Raw genomic sequence first — 24,811 nt, forward strand, 5'->3', positions numbered from 1 at the left:
GCTATGTATTTTGCAGATCAATAAGACCGGTTCCCAACAAAATGAGCAATGCGTATTAAATCTTTCTTAGCTTGTAAATCAGGCAAATCCTTGAGCGCTACTATAGCCTTCTCAATATAACGAGCTGCCATGGCTTCTGCTTTAACGATTCCATTACTGCCGCGAATCATGCGGATAAAAGCAGATACATCGGTTTGGCCATCCACTGCTTGAATTCTGGCGATTTCCTGAAGCAGCGGCTCTCTAAGGGATTCTTCCTGCAAAGCCAGCAACATTGGGAGTGTAATATTGCCTTGCTTTATATCACTTCCCGGAGGCTTGCCGATCTGCTGCTCTGTTCCACAAAGATCAAGCACATCATCGCGAATTTGAAAAGCCATTCCCACATTATAGCCAAACAGAAACAGCTTTTGTGAAACGGATTTAGGTGCATTCGCGGCAATCGCTCCAAGCTGACAGCTAATGGCAATTAATAATGCCGTTTTCCGTTTAATGCGCAATAAGTAGTTGCGTATGGTTTGCCCAGTATGAAAAAAGAAACGAATTTGCTCCATTTCCCCAATACTCATTTCCATAATTGCTTTAGACATAATTTGATGAATCCATGGATTAGGCAGCTGCGTCACAACACCCAGAGCCTTAGCAAAAATATAATCCCCCGTGTACATCGCTATCCGATTATCCCATTTGGATTTAACCGTAAGCTGGCCACGCCGAGTATCTGCATCATCAATGACATCGTCATGCACCAAAGAAGCCATATGAATAAGCTCCATGGGAACGGCAACATGCTTGATTTGATCTAACTGGTAATTGCCGAATTGACCCGCCAACAAAACAAATACAGGACGAATCCGTTTTCCACCCGCTTTAAGCAAGTGGGCTGACGTCTCCCGCATGATCGTATAGTCGGAATAAATGCTTTTTTCCAGTTCTTTTTCGATGTAGTTCATATCTCTTTTTAGTCGCGCATAAATGTCTAAAATTTTCATTCCTTCACCCGGTTCAACTTAGTATCTTGCCAAATTTGTATTGGTACTTTATGAGGGAGCAATCCTAAATCGTAAGCATAATCATAATAAAGCTGCAAGCCTTCCCATTGTTCAGGCCCAAAGTCATACTTCAGCTGTGTAAAATAACGTTGCCAGTAGGCTTCGTTTCCACCAATTGTTTGTTGCGCTTCTGCGATCAAAGGCTTTAAATTCAGTAAACTCATCTGCTTGCTATATAGAAAAGCCTTGTAGATCCTCGCAACCAGCTCCGGCTGTTCCTCCACGACTTGCTTACGCACAGCCCATACAGCGAAGGACATCCATTTTCCTGTTGCTCTTCGCCACATTTCTCCTAAATCCATAACTTTATAATCAGAATTCGTCCATTTGGCTTTAATAGCATCATCACCAATAAGCAAAGCTGCATCTGCCTGCTTCATCATATCATTCAAAGAAGGTGCTGCATACTGATATTGTGGACGAATTCCATTAAACTTCGTCAAGAGAATCTTCAATAAGTTAACCGAAGTAGCTGAAGTCGTTGGTAGCGCAATAGTGCCTTGACCCAGCTCTGCAATTGGCTTTTGATGAAATAATAATAACGACTGCACTTCCCCAAATGCACTAACTGATAAATCTGGTAAAAGTACATATTGCGAAAAGTCTTGTCCATAAGCGAATGATGAAACTGCAGCCATATCAATCTCGTTCCTGGCTAATGCTTGATTCAAGCTTGTAGGAACCTGACTAATAAATTCAACTTCATCTTTAAACTGATCGTGTGGAAAATTATAAAAAATCGGCCATGCGTTTGCAAAATTAATTCGACCTATTCTTATGGGCTGTTTGATAGTCATGCTTGTATTTCTCCCCATCTTGTAAATAACTTGTGTTCGATATCCACACTGTCCAAAACTTTACCTACTAGAAAATTAACAAGTTCATCTATGGATTGCGGTTTTTGATAAAAGGCAGGCATAGCCGGAATAATCCTTACACCCATTCTAGCTAGAATTAACATATTCTCTAAATGCACGGTATGCAAGGGGGTTTCACGCGGAACAATAACCAGCTTCCTGCCCTCTTTTAACATCACATCAGCCGTCCGCTCTAATAAATTATCCGAAGAACCGTGAGCAATAGCTGATAAAGTACCCATTGAGCAAGGCACGATCAACATCCCTTCGGTACGAAAAGAACCACTGGCTACACTTGCTCCAATATCTTGAATAGGATGATAGACCAGTTTGCCAACAGCAGGCTTGAAATATTTCTCCAACGTCTCTTGACGACGTGTCACTTCCCAATCCATTTCATCATGCAAAACACGCCAGCCTGCATCGGTAATAAGTAAATGCACGGTTTTCCCTATAGCTAACATATATTCACAAAGCTTAATGCCATAAACAACTCCGCTTGCCCCCGTAATCCCAATGACCCACGGTTTTTCCATACTTAGCGCACCACCAGGTCAATAAAGGTAAAGGTAAACATCAGTACGCTTAACACACCATTCATCGTAAAAAATGCCGTATTGAGCTTAGAGAGATCTTTGGGAGAAACTAAACGGTGCTCATAAATCAGGATCAGATAAGCAATAATGATACCAGCGAAATAGACCCAGCTCAAATCTGTTAAAAAATATAAACTCATAAAACCAATAGCTGTTAGAACATGAAACAATTTAGCTAGGAGTAATGCTCTAGGTATTCCAAAACGGCTTGGGATCGAATATAACCCTTCCTTGCGGTCAAACTCGATATCCTGACAAGCATAGATTACATCAAATCCAGCTGTCCAGAAAGCTACTGTAAAATAGAAAACAAGCGAAACCATATCAATTTTACCCGTAACCGCGACCCAGCCACCTAAGGGAGCAAGCGCAATAGTAAGACCTAAAATCAAATGGCATGCCCAAGTAAATCGCTTGGTATAGGAGTAAATAACAAGGAAAAATACGGCAATCGGCAACAATTCCATGCAGAGCTTGTTTAATTGCGACGTTGCAATGAATAATATGACTAATGATACTACAATAAAGAGCAGCACTTCTTTGGAAGAAAGCAAGCCTGCTGGAATTGCTCTTCCTGCCGTTCGAGGGTTCTTAGCGTCTATTACCTTATCGATTACACGATTAAGCCCCATTGCTGCACTGCGGGCGCCTACCATCGCTAAGGTAATCCATCCAATCTGCTCCCAATTAGGCAACGCGTCGTTTAGTACCATAGATCCAAGAATTGCCCCCATGTAAGCAAAAGGAAGGGCAAATAAAGTATGTTCAAATTTAATCATTTCTAAAAAGACTTTAAACTTCTTTAACACTGGATTCACTCTTCTCCCCGCACTTATTTTGCTTTAACCCCGACATGCAGCGCGGCGATTCCTCCTGTAAGCGGAATTGCCTCCACTTCCGTTAATCCCTGTACTCGAAAGATTTCCGCCAGCTGCTTATGATCTGGAAATTGAATTAATGATTCTGGTAACCATTTATATTGCTCATATCGTTTGACTATTAGTTTGCCCAATAAAGGCAGCACCTTCTGAAAATAAAAATAATACAGCGATTTAAACGGCTCCCATGTCGGCTTGGACAGCTCCAAACAAACAATTTTACCACCTGGTTTAACTACGCGCTGCATTTCGCGAATCACTTGCTGCAAATCTGGGACATTGCGCAGGCCAAAACCAATCGTGGCAAAGTCGAAAGAATTATCCTCATAGGGTAAGCTCATCGCATTTCCTTGTACCAAGGTAATTTGCTTCTGCAGGTTGAGCTCGTTTACTTTAATGGCTCCATAGTCCAGCATATGCTGGCTGAAATCCAACCCGACAATTGGCCCTGTTTTGCTTTTCTGAGCTAGGCTGATAGTCCAATCACAGGTACCACAGCATAAATCAATCGCTGTTTGCCCTTCCTGCACATTCATTTTTTTCATGGTAAACCTCCGCCAATACTTGTGCTGGCGGAAGCTTAAAACATTATTCATTAAATCATACTTAGGAGCAATACTCTCAAACACGGAATGAACAAACTCTTCTTTCGATTTCATCTAGTTGGCCACCTCAGTTGCTGTCTGGAATTCTAAATGGGGCTCGCAAATAGCAGTGATTTTATGCTTTAAGCTTTCTGATTCAATCTGCTGTATTCTACTTTTTAATTGCCCTATATTCTTATCCAATAATAATTGAAGTTCCAATGTGCTGCGATATTTGGTATTTAATTCGCGGAGCTTGTCCGGCTCACCTTGCTGCAGTTGTTTCTTCTCATCTTTCGTTGCGGATTGCAAGAGGTGCCAATACGCCCAGCTGCCTTGGAAATCATCCAGATTTTTGCTGCGTTCAATCTCAACCCAAAGAACCTCACCTACAGCAAGCATATGTAGAATCTCAGACCATATTTGCCGTTGCTCATCATTCAATAAATGCTCAAAGCTTAGAAAAAGCTGGATCTTAATCTGCGTGGATTGCTCGAGAAATTCTACTGTCGTCATTTTCTGCTGCTTCATTTTGAGATATAAGTTCATTTTAGTGCGGTTTACTTCACAGATGGCGTTAGAGAGCTGTTTAATCATCTCAATCTGTCCAGCTTTAGCGAGAATGTGATAAAAACGCGAGCTGAAATAATCTCCAGCTAAAACCTTTAACTGTCTGGAACGAGCATCCTTTTCCTCTTTTTGCACATTGTTGACGGGTACTAAATCATGTGTGTCTAGTCCAAGCTGAACTAAAGAAGTAGCTATTGTAATAAGCTCATTCTGTGCAGTGTCTTCCTGTGCGGTATTTAAGAAAAGCAGCAACAGATTAGCTCGACATTCGGCAAGCTCAGGTAAGCTTGTATGTTTTTGAATCATGTCATAGTCTGTATAGGGTTTCGTTATTTCTGCAATGCGAAAAGCGTTCATAAACATGCCTCCAATAGCTATTCATTATATCACAAAAGGAAGCATCGAACTAATCAACAAATTGTTCTTTCCACTTCTGTGTATAAGTGAGGTTATAGTGGGATTGTAGATACTTAAGTCTGTTAACGGTATTTAAATCTTTTTTAGCTAATCCTTGATTCTGCACATTCTCTTTACGTGAATCCATGGCAAGCAGTAATTCATTGCGATTTACTACTGTTTCTTTATGTTCAATAATTCGCACAAGCACTTGATTCACATTGGAAACATGGAAAAGTCCAAATTGTGACAGCTCAAATAAGTCATGATACACCATCGTATCGATTGTATTGCCTGGAACGGAAAGCAAATCAACTGAGAGGATAGAATGCTGATAGCTTACCTTAGCAATTTGGAGTTCAAGCGGCAAGTTCACCATGTGATCTACCAAATTAAGCTCTGACAGCTGGCTGCCGTTCAAGTTAGCTGTTGCTTCTAAATCATTATCATTAATCGGTTGACTTTGCACGATCCACATCAAAATAAATGAAATACAGACCGAGCCAATAATGGTTAAAAGAATTCTTTTATATGGATTCATTTGATTGCCTCCCATGCATGCAACGCCAATGCCTTTCTTTCATCATATAATGAAAAAAAGCAGGCTATGCCTGCAAGGAGCAATTATTCTTCCGTATCCAGTGTTCCAAACTTAGTCATGATGATTGCTTTGCCTCTTACTTTGATTGCTGAAGTGTGTTCGGTGAACTGGGCAATCATCACTTCGCCTTTATCCAGCTTCTCTGTATGGTGGAATTTCGTATCTTGACCACGCGTTAATCCAATGACATGAACTCCATTATCTTTAGCCTTTATTACAAAATAATCGTCTTGACTCATTTCCATTCATCCCTTTCCATTATTGCTTCAACACCACTTTCCTTATGATGCTAAAAAAAAGCTTGGATGTCAATAAGGATATATGACTCCGCCTTCTTTCTGAAAGAAAACGGTGCGTTTGTCCGGAATTCTAAGATCAGTTTAAGCAAAAAAACTGAATCCCTTTATTGCAAGGAAATCCAGTTTATTATCTATTTCTCATAGAATTTTAAATCATTTTACTGAACCCGCCGTAATCCCACTTGCTATCTGCCTTTGAAAAATTATATAGAAGATCAAGGTTGGGATCGTGGTAATCATAAGTGCAGCAAACAACGGTCCCCATTCCGTACGATATTGAAACTCTGCCTGCATGATCGCTACTCCAACCGGCACGGTATAATGAGCGGAATCATTAATTAAGATCGAGCCGAAGAAATATTCATTCCAGTTTGCTAACACATTCGTAATTGCTACAGCTATTAGACCGGGCTGTGACAATGGCAGCATTATTCTAAAGAATGTACCGAAGTAAGAGGCTCCATCTATAACAGCAGCTTCCTCAAGCTCTTTAGGCAAAGCTTTGTAGAATCCGACCAACAGAAAGATGCCAAATGGCAGTGTTTGTGCGGTATATACCAGAATAAGACCCAACGGTTTGTTGATTAAATGAAGATCCTGCATTAAGAAAAATAATGGAATAATCGCGAGCTGCAATGGGACAGCCAGGGAAGCGATATAAGTCATAAACAACAATTTACTGCCTTTAAATGGATACCGCCCCAAGATATAAGCCGTTGTTGCTGACAAAATTAATCCAAGAAGTGTACTGCCACCTGCAACGACGAGCGAGTTTGTGAAATAAGTCCCTAAATGATAAGTCGTCCAAACATTGCTAAAATTGGACCAAAGTAAAGGGAAGTGAGGCAAAGACCATGGCGAGTTGAGAAAAAATTGTTTGTTATTCTTCAGTGAGCCGAGAAGTGTCCATAATAATGGATATAAAACGGCAATGCTCCATAAGAGGAGGATTACCCAAATCAATAGCTTGATTACTGGGTTTTTAAGTGTCTGATTCATAGTACCCCTGCCTCACATTATATTTTCATTAACATTAACTCAATTCAACCGTTTCGCGGCGCATCAACCTTTGTAGAACTACGGTCGTAATAATTGCCAATATCAGAATTACTACCCCAATCGATGCTCCATAACCAAAATGGTATTGTCTAAATGCTTGTTGAAATAAATATGACCCCATAACTTGAGTACTGTTGTCTGGTCCACCTTCTGTCATGAGCATGACAATAACAAAAGAACCATTAAGTGTTGATATCACAATAGAGAGAATGGATACCTGAATCTGCTCCCAAATTAACGGAACGGTAATACTAATAAATTGTCTCCATTGTCCGGCTCCGTCTATATTGGCTGATTCAAAGTATGAATCGGGAATATTCAATATTGCAGCGATCATTAGAATCATGTAAAAGCCAATTCCCGCCCAAATCGTTGGAGGCAAGAGCATCCAGATGGTATGGGATTCAAAACCCAACCAGTTAATATCAACCTTCTCAGCTGTAAATAAAGATAAAAAAGCATTAAGAAAACCAATATGAGTATTGTAAATTAAATTCCATAACACACCGATAACCACAACTGAAATAACATTAGGGATAAAGAATATAGCTCGGAAAAAACCTGCCCGTTTCAGACCAAATCTTGTAACCGCAACTGCAAAAAATGTCGCAAGAATCATAATGCCGATCACTTTACCTACTACTAGAAAGTAATCATTGCCGATCGCTTTAAGAATGATCGGATCATCAAATAGCTGTTTGAAATTCCCTAAACCAATATATTCCATTTTGTCAGACATGCCTGACCAATCGTATAGAGATTTTTGCAATGCTTGTGCAACGGGATAAACAGTAAAAACGAAAAATACAAGAAAAGTTGGAATGATAAAAGCGGAGATAAATATAATGCGATTCCAATTGGTTTTTGTTTTATTCTTCACTCGACTTCACCGTCCCCTACAGTAAAATTGCGGATAATGATTAAGTGATTACCTTAACCATCATCCGCGATAATCATATCTATTATATTCGTATCAAAACTAAGTTATGGATTACTTTTTAATTTTTGCAGCAGCTTCACTAACACGTTTGATCCATTCAGCTGGTTCAATCTTACCACTTGTAAGAGCAACATCTGCATCCCACATAGCTTTATCAAGATCATCAGGGAATGTAATAGAAGGAACAACAACTGTGTTATCTGAGCTTAGAGCAGCTACAGCATCTTTAAGGTAAGGTAGAGCGTTGGAGCTTGTAATATCCGCTTTGATATTAGAAGGTGCACCGCTTAATTCTGCAAACGGCCCTGCTTGTTTCTTGGAGAAAATAAATTGTAAGAAAGCTTTAGCATTTTCTTTGTTTTTACCTTTTGCAGCGATAGCAACAGTTGCAGTTGAAGTATTAGCTACAACCTTACCGCCTGCATCTTGAGTTACAGAAGGAATTTGACCGAAGTTGAAATCAGCTGGAACGTCTTTAGCCATTTCACCTGGCAACCATAATCCGTTAGGAATGAAACCATCTTTATGCTGCAAGAATAAGGATTGTGAATCTGTGTGATTGATTGAAGTAGATGCTTTATCAATGAAGCCTTTATCGCGTAATTCAACTAGCTTGTTCAAACCAGCAAGGATAGCAGGATTTGCCCATACTTCAGGCTTCAAATCAGCAATGTCACGCAAGATTGAGAAGTCGTTGTTGTTAGCTGAAACAAATGCTGGTAAAAGCAATGTTCTTTGGATGTAGTACGGGTATTTACCCGTGTGAATAAATGGTGTGATACCAGCATCCTTAAGCTTTTGACTTGCTGCTATGAAAGATGGCCAATCTTTAGGTTCTGCAATTCCTTTGTCTGCGAATAATTTCTTATCCCAGAACATTCCCCATGTACCAAGTACTAATGGCACTGAGTAAGTTTTACCGTCATGCAATTCTGGTTTTTGTGCTAGAATATCAAGGATCTTGTCGCCATCCACGTTTTTAGCATCTGTGATCCAGGTTGAAAGATCTTCCAACTGACCATCTGTTACTGCTTGAACTTCATTAAATTCAGGTCCATCGATGTATACGAAATCCGGAGGTGTTCCGCCAATCCAACGCGCTTTATTCTGCTCATTGATCTTAGGTCCTGAAGTTTCTTTGATTTTCAAATCTGGGTTAGCTGCTTGAAACTCACCAATAACTTGTTTCCACCATTTGTCGCCATAACCACCAACAAAATATTGAATTTCCAAATCGCCAGTTAGCTTACCTGCTCCAGCATCTGGTGCTGCTGATGCTGCTGTTGAAGGTGCTGCGCTTGCTGCATCATCCTTTGTATCACTTTTGCCACAGCCTGCTAACATTGTTAGCACTAATGCAACTACCACGGACAACACTAACCATTTTTTACTCTTCATTCTTGTTCGCTCCCTTTTTTAAAAATCTCGTATTGGACTTTCGTTCTCTCTCTTAAAAAAAACGGTTTTCATGTTATCTAAGATCTGTATAAACATTCCTCTTTATACTTCTTAGAACGAAAAAAAGGCATCAGTTAATGAAGCAAAAATCGCTTCAATAACTAATGCCCTTTCGGTAACACGTTATCGCTTTTTTAATTAATATTAATATACTATGAAGATTTCTGGAAATCAACTGTTATTTTCAAGAAAGGAAATAACCTCTCTAGCCTCACTCATTTTTAAGATCTCTGTTAAATAATTTTGCAGCTCTGTGTATTTAATTTGGCTTATTCGCAACGCTACTGCTGATAATTCGTTGGCATTCATGCTTAATTTCTGCAAACCCATTCCGAGAAAAAGCGACGCTGCTGTTGGATCACCTGCCATATTACCGCAAAGACTGACCCATTTCTGATGTTTATTTGCAGTGCGAATAACATCCTGAATCAATTGAAGCACAGCTGGGTTATAGCCATTATCCAAATAACCAACTGAAGTGTTGCTGCGATCCACCTCTAGCAGGTATTGAATCAAATCATTGGTACCAATACTAAAAAAATCAGCTTCTACAGCAAATTGCTCTACATTTAAAGCTGCAGATGTCACCTCGATCATCATCCCAACTTCTAGATTTACATTGAAATCAATTCCTTCTGTATTCAACTCATCTTTCACTTCTGCAAGAATGAGCATGGCAGCTTTCCATTCAGCTAAAACCGCAATCATCGGAAACATGATTTTCAATTGTCCATATGGACTCGCTTTCAGAATGGCACGCAGCTGAGTTTTGAATAAAGCTATCTGATCCAAGCTCACACGAATTCCGCGATATCCCAGCAATGGATTTAACTCTTGAGGAAACGAATAAAAATCAGGCTGCTTATCTCCACCGAGATCGAAGGTTCTAATAATTATCGGCGCATCCTTGCCAAAAATCATAGCAACCTCACGATAAATTTCAAATTGTTCTGCCTCAGAGGGTGGAGCTGGTCTGTTTAGATATAAAAATTCAGTACGGAATAAACCAATCCCACCTGCCCCTAAATTCTTAGCTTCGCGTGCACCTTCAACTGAACTGATATTAGCTAATAAATCTACAGAGTGTTGATCGAGGGTAACAGCAGTAGACTTTAATAAGGGTAGATTAGGTTTACTTGCTCCTATTCCTGAAAATCGGCGTTTTAATTTCGTATAATATTCTATTTGAGCTTCACTGGGTTCTACGATCAATTTACCTTCTACTCCATCTAGAATAAGAAGCTGTCCATCCTCAATTTGATGAAGCAGCTCTCCTAGCCCTACAACAAAGGGAATTCCCAATGAGCGTGCAATAATCGCAGAATGGGCCATTATTCCGCCAGTAATTGTTGCACAACCCACAATAATTTGCGGGTTAATCTGGGCAGAATAGGAAGTCGTCAATTCTTCCGTTATTAGTATTCTCTGTTGATTGATATCCTCTATAACCCATTCAGCCGTACCCAAAAGGCAGTTCATTAAGCGTTTGCATATGTCCCGTATATCAGCGGATCGTTCACATAAATACTCATCACTTAAACTTTGAATTCTTGCTGCAATTTCATTTGTCGTTTCACTGACAGCTGTTTCCACCTCTAAATAATCTTTGGAAATCTTATGTAAAATACGCAAATAAAATTCATCATCCATCAATAATTCCAATAATGCTTCTACCATTTCAGCTTCTGACTCACGAGAGCTGAGCTTTAATTGATTCGATAATTGATTTAATTCGCTTTTGGTTTGACTTACTGCAGCTTCAAAACGCTTAATCTCCAAATCAACTTCTCTGCTACCCATGACTATTTTGTTAGAATGTTGGACTCTAGATCGCATAACATAAGCATAGCCTATTGCATAGCCATTTGAGGCTGCAACACCAGAAAGCTCCATATAGGTTTACTCCTTACCTGCAATTATTCTATCTTGGATGCCAAAAACGCACCAATAACGCTTAATGCTTCCACTTCTTGTTCGCCCTCTGTAATCAGAATAATCTTCTCACCATAAGTAGCTCCTACAAATAAAACATTAATTAAGCTCTTTGCACTATAGCGTTTACCTTCTTTTTCAATAAATACATCACAGCGGTACTTTTTGGATAACTCCACTAATTTCCGAGCAGGTCTAATATGGAGGCCTAACACGTTTTTTATTTCGAAGATATGCTGCATGTTCGACCTCCACGCTCAAAGTATTTTATCAATCTCATCTTTCAATCTTTCTGAATGCATTCCAAATATAATTTGCACAACACCTTGTCCAAGTCTCATGACTCCAGATGCACCTAGTTCCTTAAGTCTTTTATCGTCAACTAGCTTATCATTTTTGACAACAAGCCTTAGCCTAGTGATGCAAGCATCCATGCTTCCTATATTATCAGCCCCTCCAATCGAAGCAAGCACTTGAGCTGCACTTTCTCGTATGGTGTTTTTAGGGGAACTGGCAGCGGGATTACTGGATTGCAGCTCATCCTCCCTGCCTGGTGTCTTCAAATTCAATTTAATGATCAGAAAACGAAATAATACATAATAGACTACACCGAAGCAAAGGCCAACTGGAATGATCAGCAACGGCTTAGTGGCTTGCTGAAAGCTAATTAAATAATCCAAAAAGCCAGCGGAAAAACCAAAGCCAAGCTTAATCCCAAGCGATGCAACAATGAAACCAGACAATCCTGTTAATATAGCATGAAAGATATATAATACGGGAGCCGCAAACATGAATGCAAACTCCATCGGTTCCGTTACTCCAGTTAGAAATGAAGTAAGCGCTACTCCGAAAAACACTGATTTAATAACCTTCCGTTTCTCAGGTTTAGCCGTATGAATTATCGCCAAAGCTCCTGCTGGCAAAGCAAACATCATAATTGGATAAAACCCTGTCATGAACATACCAGCCGATTTATCTCCAGCAAAAAAGCGCGCCAGGTCTCCGTGAACTTCAGAACCCGTTGGACCCCTAAAGCTGCCGATCTGAAACCAAGCTATATTATTAATAATATGATGGAGGCCAAAAGGGATCAATAAGCGATTAGCTATCCCAAAAATGGCAGCACCCACTCCACCCAGCCCTACTGTCCACCTTCCGAATGTATCCAAGCTTTGTTGAATAGGTCCCCAAATCACTCCTAATAGGATCGCTACAATGATCATAATCAGCGAAGTAATGATCGGGACTGCTCGTTTCCCACTAAAAAATGCTAGCCAATCTGGAAGCTGGACCTTATGGAATCTTTTGAACACATATGCAGAGATAATCCCAGCTATAATCCCGCCAACCACACCCATATCAAGCTCCATATTGGTTTGCACAATATTCTTAAAGGCAAGTGGGACTTTATCCAATACGGTAATTAATACCTCATAAGCAATCGCAGCCGCAAGTGCCGCAACCGCATCTCCAGCAAGGCCAATAGCAACGCCAATCGCGAATATAAGTGGCAAATTATTAAAAATCGCCTCACCACCCGCTAACAAGAAAGGAGCTACGAATTGATTAATAAAACCGCCAAAAGAGTTTCCTAAATGAAAATCTTTTATGTAATCTATTTTACCAAAGCGTTGTAGTAGTGCTGCTGCGGGTAGAGTTGCTACAGGTAACATTAGTGACTTACCGATTTTTTGCAAAAAAGCTATCATGCAAATTCACCACTCTCCACAGTCATGACACAACTAAACAGGTAAAACCACATTCATCATTCCTGAATCACCTGCAAGAACGGTTTTATAGTCGCTATCAATCTCCACCCGGTAATCCTCATTAGCTACCACGATTGGAGTCCAAGTGCTATACCCCAAGCTTTGAATGTACTCCAAATCAATCTCCATCATTAATTGTCCTGCTGATACCTGATCGCCATTTGCAACATGTGCAATGAACCCATCACCTTGCAAACCTACAGTATTCAATCCAAAATGCACTAGCAATTGGAGACCAGAAGCATGTTGAATAATAATCGCATGTTTAGTACTAACCAAGTGAAGCACGATACCATCAAAAGGAGCCAATAGCCGGCCATTTGTTGGGATAATCGCTACACCGTCACCCATATGTTTAAGCGCAAAAGCTTGGTCCGGGACCTGCTCTAGTCGGATGACTTCCCCGCTTAATGGAGAAGCTATCGCAATTGTTTGTTTCATACCCATTCCCCTTACTTTTTCCCTAGTACTTGAAACAATCTATATAAATGCATAACCATAAAACCAATCTCATCCTCAGGCACCTCTGTATGCAGCTGATCTTTCATCAACTCACTTAACTCCAAAGCGAGCTGGTACTCGTCCTTATAATTCTTTTTCATTTCGGCCAAGAATGGATTAGCCACCAATTGGACTTGAATGATTCGCTCAATGCAAAAGCGCAAATGAGTAATCAAGCTAATATAATGAGCGCCTTCTCTTGGGATTTGGATCTCCTTGCGTATCTCGATCAACTCAATCATTTCATTTATTAAATTAGTGAACTTAACTAGCTGTCCTACTGAAACGTTGCTGACTGCAGAATAAACGTGGAAGGTTAAAAAACCAACCTCATCTTCGGGCACTGTTAACTTAAAAGCCTCACTTATCATCTGGGCAGCCTTCTGGGCAATTTCAAATTCCTTGGGATAAAACATCTTCGTTTCATATAAGAATGGATTAATGATTTCCATATTATTTCTCAGACGATAAACAGCGAATTGAATATGACTGGGAAGTGCTAAGTACACCTTGTTATGTACCTCTTTTTTGAAATCAGCTTCCATCAATGCAATGATTTTTTCGGAAATATGCAGTACCTCAGGATCAATATCTTCAAGCAAGGATTGATATTGTCTCAGCTGATCACGATCATCCAAACGAAACCGTTTTTCAATACGTGGATCCTTGGCATCAATCCAGCCTCCATCCTTAGACGCAAAGCCGATTCCTTTGCCAAGCAATATAAGCTCGACACCGGTGCTAATATCCTTAATTAACAAAACATTATTACCGATTACTCGATCAATTTTGAAACCATGATCCTGTTGCATTAACCTTCACCATCCTTAACTTGGCTTTACAATTAGCTAAATAAAAATGAGCCCAAAAAAGATTTCTATTCTTGCTAGAAATCCTTCAACGGCTCATGCCTTCTTCAGTAACATGCCAGTATGAATAGTCTACCCCAACAATACTTTAAAAAAGCCTGCATTGTCAATATGCTCGTGGCTCCCATGGATCATTTGTAGTCAGGAAAGCTGCAAGCTTTTTGCTTTCCGTCCTGCGGGCTTTTCGTATTTGCGATCTTTGCGGTGCTGATTCATGAAGTTCAATCTCTTCTTCTGTCTCAGGTATGACTTCGGGTACAGAAATCGGATTTTTTAAACTATCCATCGCTACAAAGGTTAAAAAAGCTGTAGCTGCTATCTTTCTTTCGCCGCTCATTAAATCCTCTGCGATAATTTTCACAAACACTTCCATTGAGCTTTTACCCGTATACGTGACAAAGGATTCCAAACACACGGAATCGCTGGGGTTTATCGGAAGTAAAAAATCGACGGAATCTGTCGAAGCTGTTACGACAGATTGCCGACAATGCCTAGTCGCCGAAATCGAAGCAATATCGTCGATATAAGACATCAGTTTTCCACCAAACAAGGTATTGTGATTATTCACATCCGTGGGGAAAACCCGATTTGTTTTGACTACTCTTGAATCCCTAATATATCTTGCCTGCATATAAACGCTCCTATTCACAAACTCGTTATGGTTTAGTGCGAGTTTCTGAAATTTTAGCATTTATAGGCAGGTTTTAACAAGGTGTTTATTACCAAGGCAGCTCATCATCTAAAAAGTAAAACTTCCCGGTCGGACCATCATTGGACAAAGTCGCGAGCTTTACGCTAGTTTTGCTGCCATCGTTAACATCCATTTCAGCATATTGCCCGCCTATTTCGGTCTTTACCCAGCCTGGGTGAACAGAATTAACCTTTATAGCAGTATCACGAAGCTCATGTGCAAGATGGACTGTGAATGCATTTAATGCTGTCTTAGAGCTATCGTAAGCAAGCAGCTTTACATTGAATATTTGAGACTCAGGATTGCCATGAACTGTAAGCGATCCAAGAACACTGGATAAGTTTACAATCCTTCCTGAAGACGATAAACGGATGAGCGGAAGCAAAAGCTGAGTAGCTTCAATCAGGCTGAAGAAGTTTGCATCAAACGTTTCACGTAAAACAGCTGACGAAACAGTACTTGTATTATTCATGGGTTGGAGATGTTCAACTTCTTTTTGTACGCCTGCATTGTTTATTAGAATATCAAGCTTGCCATGATTTTTGTTGAAATAATCATACGCCCCTTGACGATCTTCAGCCGATGTCACATCGAATAGAAGACTTTCAGCTTGAATACCTTCTGAACGAAGTGCTTCCGCTGCTGCTTGGCCTTTTTTGGAATCGCGCGCACCAATAACTACCGTTGCACCGAGCTTACCTAGCTCACGAGCTGTTTCTAAACCAATTCCACGATTCCCGCCTGTTATAAAAGCTACCTTACCCTCAAGATTGTTAGTGTTTGTTGTCATTTTAAAGTCTCCTCTAATTTATATTTTTATTATTGGGAATGATCATTCTAATTATTTCAAAAAAAATCAATTCAGGATTGCCAAGGTTGTGTTAACAATCATTTCTAGCTTTTTCTTATCATCTGTAGTTTTAACCATAACTCGCAAGCCTATCCAAGCATTGTTCAAATAATAGGACAGAAGCTCAGCATCATGATGCTCGGCAATTTCACCTGTTTGCTGCCCACTTGTTATCAGCTCGTAAAACAGCTTCTCTGAATTAAAAATATCCTCATTAACAAAAGCTGCCGTATCTGTATCGTGCATGGCTAACTCGACTGCTGTATTAACCATCAGGCAACCTTTAGGCTGATCCCCAACCAAATAAATCGTCATTTCGAACATTTGCCTTATCGCCTGTTTTGCCGAATTGGATTGCTCCACTCGATTTTTAATATTTGCCGTCATTATTGTCTTATATCGGTTCATTACCTCCATATATAAAGAATGTTTGTCACCAAACGTATCATACAGACTTCTTCTATGAATGCCCATATGAGAGACGAGCTCCTGCATCGAGGTTTTCTCGTAGCCCTGCCTCCAGAATAAATCCATGGCTTTGTTTAACACTGTATTAACTTCAAACTCTTTGCTTCTTGCCATGAAGTTTCTCACGCCCTTTGAAATCCAATGTTTCTGTCTACAAAAGCTATAATATCATATTGGGAACGATCAGTAAAGAATTAAATTTTTACTAGTATTCAGAGACATCCTTATCTCTGCTAATGTTTCCCTCTTACTCTTATAATCCAATATAAAGAAAAAGACCTCCACCCAAGAATCCAGAAGATTCTTAAATGAAAGCCTAATTCTAATAAATAAGTATTTTTGAGTATTACTGTATACCGTCTTTAAGTGCTTTGCCCGGTTTAAACGATGGTACTTTGCTTGCTGCGATTTCGATTTCTTGACCTGTTTGTGGATTGCGTCCTTTACGTGCAGAACGTTCACGAACTTCAAAGTTACCAAAACCTACTAATTGTACTTTATCGCCGCCTTTTAGAGCGTCGGAAATCGCTTCAAAAACAGATTCAACTGCTTTAGTTGCATCCTTTTTGCTAAGCTCGGACAATTCAGCTACTTTTGAAATCAACTCGGATTTATTCATGCCATTCACCTCCTCATATTCACTAATTTCTGGCTATACTCTCTTGTGTTAACCGTTTAGGCGATAAATATACGTACAGCATACTAAAACGGACAAATTTATAGTAATACACTACGAAATCTTTTACAAGGTTTAATGGGCATTATTTCAAAATAAACACGTAAAATGGTTATTTTCTCCTATAAAAATTAAAAGAACGCCCCGAAGAGCGCTCTCTGAACCTTGCTTACCGTATTATAGAATAATGGCTATTAATCCGCCAGAGCCTTCATTAATGATGCGTCCCAGCGTCTCTTGCAGCTTGTAGCGAGCATTATCCGGCATCATGGCAAGCTTGCCTTGAATGCCTTCTCGTACAATCGAATGAAGCGATCGACCAAATATGTCGGATTCCCAAATCTTCAGTGGATTTTGTTCAAAATCCTGCATTAGATATCGCACAAGCTCTTCACTTTGCTTCTCAGTCCCGATAATAGGTGAGAATTCGGATTCAACGTCTACACGAATCATATGGATAGATGGAGCCGTTGCCCGTAAGCGTACACCAAATCTGGCACCTTGACGAATCAGCTCGGGTTCATCTAAAACCATCTCCGCTATAGTTGGGGAAGCTATCCCATATCCCGTTGTTTTGACCATTTCCAACGCTTCGGCAAATTGGTCGTATTCTCGTTTGGCGTGCGTGAAATCCTGCATAAGCTGCAGTAGATGATCTTTGCCGCGAATCTCAACACCAACCACTTCCATTAAGATCTGATCATAGAGCTCATCAGGTGCATATAAATCAATTTCGGCAATTCCTTGGCCCATATTCATCCCTGCTAAAGCAGCACGATCAATAAACTCATAATTGGCAAATTGTCCAACTACACGATCAACATCACGTAATCTGCGTATATCCTGTACGGTTTCACGAACCGAATTCTCAAAGCGGCTGCGCAACCAATGGTTTTCGTCCAAAACCATTACCCAGCTTGGTAAATTCACATTAACCTCATGCACAGGAAATTCATAAAGAACTTCTCTTAGTGCCGATGTCACTTCTTCTTCACCCATAGTAGCAGCACTTAGGGCCATGACAGGAATATCATACTTGGAAGCCAATTCATTTCTCAGCTCAATTGCCGATTCACCGTAAGGTTTCATAGAGTTGATGATGAGAATAAAAGGTTTGCCTACTTCCTTCAGTTCTGCAATTACCCGCTCTTCTGCATCCACATAGGAGGATCGAGGAATTTCAGAAATACTGCCATCCGTAGTAATGACAACCCCTAAGGTGGAATGCTCCTGAATGACTTTGCGTGTCCCAATCTCAGCTGCCTCTTGAAAAGGAATAGGCTCATCGAACCAAGGTGTTGTGATCATACGAGGTCCATTCTCATCCTCATAGCCTTTTGCTCCGACTACGGCATAACCTACACAATCAACAAGTCTTACATTGACATTAAGGCCTTCAGCGACTGTAATTTGCACGGCATTATTAGGTACAAATTTAGGCTCAGTCGTCATAATCGTACGTCCCGCTGCACTTTGCGGCAGCTCATCAATAGCCCTAATCCGATCGGATTCATTGCGAATGTTCGGTAGCACAACCGTTTCCATAAATCGTTTAATAAAAGTAGATTTGCCAGTTCGGACAGCACCAACTACACCCAGGTATATATCACCCCCGGTTCGTTCTGCAATATCCTTGAAAATATCGACCTTCTCCAAAATGATCCCTCCTACAAGTTCGTACATACACTTGGACTAGTAATCATTATATGAGCTCTATTTAATGAATATGTCTATTTCAGAAAACTAAAAAAGCCCTCAGGTTCAATTGTTACGAACTTGAGGACTTTACGAGTACTGTTATTGCTCACTAAGGGTAGGCTGATTATCCTTCCAATGATAAGGATAGGACCAAGCAGGAACGAAATAAGCTTGCTCCACTAACACTGTTCTTAAATCAAGCTTCGGATCCTCCGTTGGCTGCAAACCATCTTTATTCATTGCCTTTAGCAGCTCTGGGGTATAATCGATGGCTATTCTCCCAGTATCATGAATCACAATTTCCAAAAGCTGATGGGAATAGGGACTTTTGATTTGCGATGTTTTTGATGAAAGCTTATCTACATCTAAACGATAGAAATGATCGGCAACAGCTTCACCTTTAGGCAGCTTGCTAGTCTTTTTAATATAGGTATTCACCTGGCGTTGCAGCTCTAGCATTTGCTGATAGGAAGGCAAATCCATCAATTTAACTTCAGGCTTTGTTTCAACGTTCACCAATACATAAATAGCTGTTCCGCCATTCTCAAATGCATTTGTTGGAACTGTACTGATCATGTTGTAATTTCTCAGCTTTGCGAAATCTACCAGATATTTCTCGTAAAGAGGAGTATCCTCCTCTTTATTCTGGATAGGTGGAACTCCGTTGCGTTTGATATATTGATCCACAGCCCCTTGTACAACATTGATAAATTCACCCGTAGCAGGCGCGTTTTGTTGTTTAATCTCGTTGCCATACACACAGCCAGTAAGCAATAAGGGAAGTAAAAGTAACATTAAATATTTTTTCAAAATTCGTCTTCCTCTCGTTGTTTCGCCAGCAAAGCACGAATCACAGCTTTTAAAGGATCCTCGGGCACAGTCACATTCGTATCTCCAATCACACAAGCTTGGCATGCCAAACGATAACCGCTGTCGACAAGCTCACCGAGCTTCAATTTCTCATGATTTTTCATCGGGCTTAACCCAGTCTGGTCCTCTATAATGACCTTGCACATTAAACAAGCCATTTTTCCATCACATCGCGTGCGAATCTGAACTCTTGCCTTCGAGCTAGCATCGAGAACAGTGGTTCCCGATCTGACTTGAATCTTACGGTGGTCTGGATAAAAATGTACAGTTGGCAGCATAACCATAGTTCCTTTCTATATTAGAGCAGCTCGTTCAGTCTATTGTGAAAATCAACACTAAATGAATTACGTTCTAATATTTTATTTAATGGGATTAAATATACGGCTTTATTAGTCCGCATTTTCTCAGCAATAGCTTGATAACGATCAGGTCGCTGACGCAGGATATTAAAAACCAATTCATGGGCTAAAGGCATTAATCCGAATCGACAATTATTAGCTTCATAGGTTACTTCATAAGTCTTCAATAAATCGCTGACTTCTATCCGGTAATGCGATTGTTCTGCGTGTACTTCGAACCCACCGACAACTTCTACAGGTACTTTATGGATTAGAAAATGACTTAATAATGATATATAAATCCCCGTCTGGCTGTTTACTAGCTGATCTGTCGCATACGCCTGTAAAGCCTCATAAACAACCTCAGCATCCTTAGCATCCACATAGATGTCCAAATCTCTGGGTGACTTATCAATTACAACATCTTGCAGCACTAATCCACAGCTGCCGCCAACCAGCCAATTTACTTCCGTCAATTGAAGCTCAGTGTAAATATGTTCAATTGCATGTAGGTTTTCTATAGGTAAACCAATCTTCATAGGTACCATCCTAGCCAAGGAAAAACGATTATATTCTTAAAAATAAGGTACATTCTTCACCTTGACATGACCTTGTGAGACAACCTTTGCCTGACAGGCCAAACGATAGCCTTGTTCGAATTCCTCTGGTTCTAATCGATCCAGCTCGGCTTCCGTAGGCTCATTTAGCAGCTCTAAGCCCTCTGTAACCAAACATCTGCAGCGGGCACAAGTTCCATGAGTACAGGAAAATAACCAAGGAATGTCATGCTTAATTGCCAAATCGAGAATCGAAAAACTTGCTTCTGCTTCAACCGTTTTGCTGCTTAATCGAGCGATTAGTTCTATCATGTCATGGACACCAGCATATACAACAGAATCGGAATGAAAATGAGGAAAGCAATAATTGAAAGGACCAATCTCAGCGCACCTGGAGGTCTTCGTCTGGCATACGTAATCAATAATGAAGCGAAAACCATTAATCCCATGGCCACAAAGGAAGCCCACATTTTATCTAAACCACTCATATACTAGTATTCACCAATCCTGTCATTTGCATTTAAAATAAAGCTAATTATAACATAAAAAAAAAGCATAAGCGCGTTGTAAACGCCACTTATGCCTCCATTTACTTCTTTCCGGTCATCATTTTCATTAATTGTTCAACATTGTCCGGATTGATTTTGCTGTTTTTTACTGCATTAATAATTTCATTTACCGTACTCTCAGATACCTGAGTGTTGACTAAACCAGATACCTGCTTGATTAGCTGCCGTAATGAAGCCTCACTTTTTAAGGTTGAAGGCTTAACCGTAACTGCAAGCTTTTGAATATCTTTTTCAGTTACGCTTTTACCTGTTTTCTTTTTTACGACACCCAGCACATCTTTAGAAACATCTTTATTGGTCATTGCTCATCCTCCCACTTTAATCTCCAGCTTATAAACTATGTTATGAGCGAGGGAGGATAAAAGTGTAGGCTAATCAACTATTTAATCCGGGCATCCGTAAATATGTACTTCAAACCTCTTCAATTTCATGTGTCTTAACTCGGCCCATTAAATCACTAACCGCTTCTATCGGAGCTTTCCCAGCAAACAACACTTGGAATAACGCTTCTGTAATAGGCATAGAGACTTCATATTGCTCTGCTAGCTTGTGCGCTGATTTGGTCGTTTTCACGCCTTCCACAACCATCCCCATGCTATCCAGCACCTCTGACAAAGCTTTACCTTGTCCAAGCATATAACCAGCCCGCCAATTTCGACTATGCTTGCTTGTACAAGTTACTACCAAGTCACCTATCCCAGCTAAACCAGCGAATGTCAATGGATTCGCTCCCATTTTAACGCCAAGCCGGGTTATTTCAGCTAGTCCTCTGGTCATTAAAGCTGCTTTTGCATTGTCTCCAAAGTTTAGTCCTTCAATTAAGCCAGCACCTAAACCAATTATGTTTTTAAGCGCACCACCGACTTCAACACCGATCACATCAGGGTTTGTATAGACACGAAAGTAAGCGTTTATGAATAAATCCTGGGCAGCTTCTGCCGCTGCGACATTGCCAGAGGCGACAACTACCGTGGTCGGACATTGTAGAATAACTTCTTCCGCATGGCTTGGACCCGATAAAACCACAAGCTTATTGGCATCGTATTCAGGCAGCTCTTCAGCGATAACAGTCGTCATTCGCTTCATAGTTTCGGCTTCAAATCCCTTAGCAACATGAACGATTAAAGATTCGGCTAATTGAACTGGCGTCAATAACGGTCTTAATGCCGCGCACACCCCACGCATTGCAGCAGATGGAGCTGCTAGGATAATCGCTTCCGCTTCACGGATGGCTTCTTCCATAGATAAGGTTGCCTTTAGATTAGGTGAAAGCACTACTTCCTTAAAAAACCGCCGATTCATATGAGATTGGTTGATATCATCTACTTCAGCTGCGTTGCGTGACCAAACCACTACTTCAGAGTGACTGTCTGCAAGAAGCGAAGCCAGCGCAGTTCCCCAGCTCCCTGCGACCAGAACAGCAACTTTTTTCACACTCATCGTTGTGCCTCCCTAGAGTTTTTTTAGAAAACTCACTTCATAAGCATAAAATTTTATTGAGAATTATTTTTTGAAGCTAATTTTATTTTCTTTGCCATTCCATAGTTTAACCAAATTTGTCCGATGACGTACATAGGCAAACACAAAAACAATTAAACTCAGCCATAGAATTTCATGAGGCTTATCCATCCACAGGATAAATAAAGGAAGAACAGTTGCAAAAAGCAAGGATCCAACTGAAACATATCTCGTAATTGCAATTACTAGAATAGCTAGAATACCCGCGTAAATAACCGGCAAAAAGCATAAAGTTAGCATGACGCCAATCGTCGTTGCAATCCCTTTACCGCCTTTAAAGTTAAAAAACACAGGCCAATTATGGCCAGCAACTACTGCAAAGCCACATAGTATTTCAACTCTTACCGTATCAGGAACCAACCAAGCCGCAATCCATATCGCCAAAACACCTTTGAAAATATCAAGCACGAACACACTTAAACCAGGTCCCTTACCTAATACGCGCAAGGTGTTAGTTGCCCCTGCATTACCGCTTCCATGCTCACGAATGTCGATTCCCTTGAGGAATTTACCTGCCAAAAAGCTAAAGCTTATGGATCCCAGTAAATAACTTACGATAATGGCTATGATAGTGTTCATGCTTATTCGTCATCCCTTTTGCTCCGAGTGAAAAGCCGTATAGGTGTACCGGTGAAATCAAAAGCAGCACGAAGCTTATTCTCCAAATATCGCTCATAAGAGAAATGCATCAGCTCGCGATCATTGACAAAAACAACAATAGTTGGCGGCTTAACAGCGACTTGAGTCACATATTTAACACGTAATCTCTTACCATTGCTAGTAGGAGGCGGTGTAATCGCAACAGCATCTGAGATGACATCATTTAATACATGTGTCTGCACACGGATCGAATTATGTTCAGCTATTTCATTTACAATGGGGAGCAGTTTATTTAATCTTTGCTTGGTTTTAGCGGAAACGAACAGCATCGGCGCATAACTCATATACAGAAAATGGTCGCGAATGACTTGTGAGAAAACCTGCATGGTTTTATCGTCTTTTTCGACAACATCCCATTTGTTTATCACAAACATACTCGCCTTGCCTGCGTCATGCGCATAGCCTGCAATATGTTTATCCTGATCAATGATGCCTTCTTCGCCATTAATGATCACAAGGGCAACGTCAGCCCGTTCTATCGCCTTCAAGGCACGCATAACACTGTACTTTTCCAAATTCTCATAAACCTTGCCGCGTTTTCGCATTCCTGCTGTATCGATCAAGACATACTTTTGACCATCCTTCTCGAAGGGAGTATCAATTGCATCGCGTGTTGTACCGGCAGTAGCGCTAACAATAACACGCTCTTCTCCTAGAATCGCATTGACCAGAGAGGATTTGCCCACGTTTGGACGACCGATTAACGCGATACGGATCACATCTTCTTCAATAACCTCTTCCACTTCTTCAGGGAAACTGTTAACCGCCGCTTCAAGCAAATCACCAATACCAATCGCATGGGAACCAGATATGGCAATAGGCTCACCAAAACCTAATCCATAGAATTCATAAGTATCTTCCTGAAGTTGCATATTATCAACTTTATTAACCGCAAGAATCACTGGTTTGCGGGCACGAAACAGAATTTGACTGACCTCTAGATCAGCCGGAGTAATCCCAGCCTTTACATCTACCATAAAAATAATAACATCTGCTTCATCAATCGCTAATTCTGCTTGCATCCGTACAGAACGCAAAATATCATCATCACTATTGATTTCAATACCGCCTGTATCAATAATATTAAAAGCCTTGCCACTCCATTCACTGGACCCGTAAAGTCGATCACGTGTGCTTCCTGCTTTATCTTCAACAATTGCTAGCCTATCGCCAATAATTCGGTTGAAAATTGTTGATTTCCCGACATTGGGACGGCCGACAATCGCGATAATTGGTTTTGCCATTTCTTCCACTCCTTGTTATTCCTGTCTTTACCATCAAATGCACAACCTCCATCATAGCAAAAAACCATCTAAATGGCTAGCCTTGACAAATAAGCTCAATCATTATTCATTATTAACTATGTTTTACAATGATCATTGCTCCATTTTTCAGATCATGAGCGGTCGCGTCTAATATTTTCTCTAAATATAATGAGGTGCTTTGCTGTTCTTCAATTGAATCAACGAAAAAAATAGGTGCACCTCCTGCAACCTTTCCATGCTCCAATGTAATAATCGCTAATATGGATGACGCCATCTCACATTCTCCTTCC

General features: G+C 40.4%; 31 protein-coding genes. All 31 read right to left on the reverse strand.

The features are described from left to right. Positions 1-17: 17 nt before the first annotated feature. On the reverse strand, positions 18-992 hold the full coding sequence (locus EHS13_RS19365) for a polyprenyl synthetase family protein (protein ID WP_155701966.1): 975 nt from the start codon (positions 990-992) through the stop codon (positions 18-20). After that, a complete protein-coding gene (locus EHS13_RS19370) occupies positions 989-1,849 on the reverse strand; it encodes a menaquinone biosynthetic enzyme MqnA/MqnD family protein (protein WP_155701968.1) in 861 nt (286 codons plus the stop codon). Before EHS13_RS19370 ends, EHS13_RS19365 begins: the two co-directional genes overlap by 4 nt. Further along, positions 1,846-2,445: a UbiX family flavin prenyltransferase gene (locus EHS13_RS19375; RefSeq protein WP_155701969.1), complete on the reverse strand. Its 600-nt coding sequence runs from the start codon at positions 2,443-2,445 to the stop codon at positions 1,846-1,848. Before EHS13_RS19375 ends, EHS13_RS19370 begins: the two co-directional genes overlap by 4 nt. Positions 2,446-2,447: 2 nt before the next feature. Then, positions 2,448-3,314, reverse strand: coding sequence for a UbiA-like polyprenyltransferase (locus EHS13_RS19380; protein ID WP_155705429.1), 867 nt, complete (start codon positions 3,312-3,314; stop codon positions 2,448-2,450). A 23-nt stretch (positions 3,315-3,337) separates the two neighbouring features. Then, positions 3,338-4,042: a demethylmenaquinone methyltransferase gene (locus EHS13_RS19385; protein WP_155701971.1), complete on the reverse strand. Its 705-nt coding sequence runs from the start codon at positions 4,040-4,042 to the stop codon at positions 3,338-3,340. Next, complete coding sequence (locus tag EHS13_RS19390) at positions 4,043-4,894, reverse strand: heptaprenyl diphosphate synthase component 1 (protein ID WP_155701972.1); 852 nt, start codon at positions 4,892-4,894, stop codon at positions 4,043-4,045. Between the two features lie 49 nt (positions 4,895-4,943). Next, positions 4,944-5,474 (reverse strand): hypothetical protein, encoded by a 531-nt coding sequence (locus tag EHS13_RS19395; protein ID WP_155701974.1) that lies wholly within the window; start codon positions 5,472-5,474, stop codon positions 4,944-4,946. Positions 5,475-5,557: 83 nt separating this feature from the next. Next, entirely contained in the window at positions 5,558-5,779 is a 222-nt protein-coding gene (gene mtrB / locus EHS13_RS19400) for a trp RNA-binding attenuation protein MtrB (protein WP_155701975.1), read from the reverse strand. A 207-nt stretch (positions 5,780-5,986) separates the two neighbouring features. Beyond that, positions 5,987-6,832, reverse strand: a complete 846-nt coding sequence (locus tag EHS13_RS19405) for a carbohydrate ABC transporter permease (protein WP_155701977.1) — start codon at positions 6,830-6,832, stop codon at positions 5,987-5,989. A gap of 34 nt (positions 6,833-6,866) precedes the next feature. Then, positions 6,867-7,772 carry a carbohydrate ABC transporter permease gene (locus EHS13_RS19410; protein ID WP_155701979.1) on the reverse strand — a complete coding sequence of 302 codons (906 nt, stop codon included), beginning with the start codon at positions 7,770-7,772 and terminating at the stop codon, positions 6,867-6,869. 111 nt (positions 7,773-7,883) lie between these two features. Beyond that, on the reverse strand, positions 7,884-9,230 hold the full coding sequence (locus EHS13_RS19415) for an ABC transporter substrate-binding protein (RefSeq protein ID WP_155701980.1): 1,347 nt from the start codon (positions 9,228-9,230) through the stop codon (positions 7,884-7,886). 231 nt (positions 9,231-9,461) lie between these two features. Next, positions 9,462-11,183, reverse strand: a complete 1,722-nt coding sequence (ptsP, locus tag EHS13_RS19420) for a phosphoenolpyruvate--protein phosphotransferase (protein ID WP_155701982.1) — start codon at positions 11,181-11,183, stop codon at positions 9,462-9,464. Between the two features lie 23 nt (positions 11,184-11,206). Then, a complete protein-coding gene (locus EHS13_RS19425; RefSeq protein ID WP_155701983.1) occupies positions 11,207-11,464 on the reverse strand; it encodes an HPr family phosphocarrier protein in 258 nt (85 codons plus the stop codon). 15 nt (positions 11,465-11,479) lie between these two features. Continuing rightward, positions 11,480-12,931 carry an N-acetylglucosamine-specific PTS transporter subunit IIBC gene (gene nagE, locus EHS13_RS19430; RefSeq protein ID WP_155701984.1) on the reverse strand — a complete coding sequence of 484 codons (1,452 nt, stop codon included), beginning with the start codon at positions 12,929-12,931 and terminating at the stop codon, positions 11,480-11,482. Between the two features lie 33 nt (positions 12,932-12,964). Then, positions 12,965-13,432: a PTS sugar transporter subunit IIA gene (locus EHS13_RS19435; RefSeq protein ID WP_227013439.1), complete on the reverse strand. Its 468-nt coding sequence runs from the start codon at positions 13,430-13,432 to the stop codon at positions 12,965-12,967. An 11-nt stretch (positions 13,433-13,443) separates the two neighbouring features. After that, the gene (locus tag EHS13_RS19440) at positions 13,444-14,304 is read right to left on the reverse strand and encodes a PRD domain-containing protein (RefSeq protein WP_155701986.1); all 861 of its coding nucleotides are present in this window, start codon (positions 14,302-14,304) and stop codon (positions 13,444-13,446) included. A gap of 163 nt (positions 14,305-14,467) precedes the next feature. Then, positions 14,468-14,992 carry an acyl-CoA thioesterase gene (locus tag EHS13_RS19445; protein ID WP_155701987.1) on the reverse strand — a complete coding sequence of 175 codons (525 nt, stop codon included), beginning with the start codon at positions 14,990-14,992 and terminating at the stop codon, positions 14,468-14,470. An 88-nt stretch (positions 14,993-15,080) separates the two neighbouring features. Further along, positions 15,081-15,842, reverse strand: coding sequence for an SDR family oxidoreductase (locus tag EHS13_RS19450; RefSeq protein ID WP_155701988.1), 762 nt, complete (start codon positions 15,840-15,842; stop codon positions 15,081-15,083). Positions 15,843-15,908: 66 nt separating this feature from the next. Next, positions 15,909-16,484 carry a TetR/AcrR family transcriptional regulator gene (locus EHS13_RS19455; RefSeq protein WP_155701989.1) on the reverse strand — a complete coding sequence of 192 codons (576 nt, stop codon included), beginning with the start codon at positions 16,482-16,484 and terminating at the stop codon, positions 15,909-15,911. Between the two features lie 232 nt (positions 16,485-16,716). Next, positions 16,717-16,989, reverse strand: a complete 273-nt coding sequence (locus EHS13_RS19460; protein WP_155701990.1) for an HU family DNA-binding protein — start codon at positions 16,987-16,989, stop codon at positions 16,717-16,719. Between the two features lie 234 nt (positions 16,990-17,223). Continuing rightward, positions 17,224-18,702 (reverse strand): stage IV sporulation protein A, encoded by a 1,479-nt coding sequence (gene spoIVA / locus EHS13_RS19465; RefSeq protein WP_155701991.1) that lies wholly within the window; start codon positions 18,700-18,702, stop codon positions 17,224-17,226. Positions 18,703-18,843: 141 nt separating this feature from the next. Next, positions 18,844-19,554 (reverse strand): YphF family lipoprotein, encoded by a 711-nt coding sequence (locus EHS13_RS19470; protein ID WP_155701992.1) that lies wholly within the window; start codon positions 19,552-19,554, stop codon positions 18,844-18,846. Continuing rightward, positions 19,551-19,892 carry a 2Fe-2S iron-sulfur cluster-binding protein gene (locus EHS13_RS19475; protein ID WP_155701993.1) on the reverse strand — a complete coding sequence of 114 codons (342 nt, stop codon included), beginning with the start codon at positions 19,890-19,892 and terminating at the stop codon, positions 19,551-19,553. Before EHS13_RS19475 ends, EHS13_RS19470 begins: the two co-directional genes overlap by 4 nt. Positions 19,893-19,912: 20 nt before the next feature. Continuing rightward, the gene (locus tag EHS13_RS19480; RefSeq protein ID WP_155701994.1) at positions 19,913-20,491 is read right to left on the reverse strand and encodes a nucleotidyltransferase domain-containing protein; all 579 of its coding nucleotides are present in this window, start codon (positions 20,489-20,491) and stop codon (positions 19,913-19,915) included. 36 nt (positions 20,492-20,527) lie between these two features. Next, positions 20,528-20,821: a 2Fe-2S iron-sulfur cluster-binding protein gene (locus tag EHS13_RS19485; protein WP_155701995.1), complete on the reverse strand. Its 294-nt coding sequence runs from the start codon at positions 20,819-20,821 to the stop codon at positions 20,528-20,530. Beyond that, a complete protein-coding gene (locus EHS13_RS19490; RefSeq protein WP_155701996.1) occupies positions 20,818-20,997 on the reverse strand; it encodes a DUF2768 family protein in 180 nt (59 codons plus the stop codon). Before EHS13_RS19490 ends, EHS13_RS19485 begins: the two co-directional genes overlap by 4 nt. A 101-nt stretch (positions 20,998-21,098) precedes the next feature. Next, positions 21,099-21,380 carry a stage VI sporulation protein F gene (locus EHS13_RS19495; RefSeq protein WP_155701997.1) on the reverse strand — a complete coding sequence of 94 codons (282 nt, stop codon included), beginning with the start codon at positions 21,378-21,380 and terminating at the stop codon, positions 21,099-21,101. A 109-nt stretch (positions 21,381-21,489) separates the two neighbouring features. After that, on the reverse strand, positions 21,490-22,518 hold the full coding sequence (locus EHS13_RS19500) for an NAD(P)H-dependent glycerol-3-phosphate dehydrogenase (protein ID WP_155701998.1): 1,029 nt from the start codon (positions 22,516-22,518) through the stop codon (positions 21,490-21,492). Between the two features lie 63 nt (positions 22,519-22,581). Beyond that, a complete protein-coding gene (gene plsY / locus EHS13_RS19505; RefSeq protein WP_155701999.1) occupies positions 22,582-23,175 on the reverse strand; it encodes a glycerol-3-phosphate 1-O-acyltransferase PlsY in 594 nt (197 codons plus the stop codon). A 2-nt stretch (positions 23,176-23,177) separates the two neighbouring features. Beyond that, the gene (gene der / locus EHS13_RS19510; protein WP_155702000.1) at positions 23,178-24,500 is read right to left on the reverse strand and encodes a ribosome biogenesis GTPase Der; all 1,323 of its coding nucleotides are present in this window, start codon (positions 24,498-24,500) and stop codon (positions 23,178-23,180) included. Positions 24,501-24,612: 112 nt separating this feature from the next. After that, positions 24,613-24,795 (reverse strand): capping complex subunit for YIEGIA, encoded by a 183-nt coding sequence (locus tag EHS13_RS19515; protein ID WP_155702001.1) that lies wholly within the window; start codon positions 24,793-24,795, stop codon positions 24,613-24,615. Positions 24,796-24,811: the final 16 nt, after the last annotated feature.

Origin of the sequence: Paenibacillus psychroresistens (assembly GCF_009728935.1) — a bacterium.
Taxonomy (GTDB): domain Bacteria; phylum Bacillota; class Bacilli; order Paenibacillales; family NBRC-103111; genus Paenibacillus_AC; species Paenibacillus_AC psychroresistens.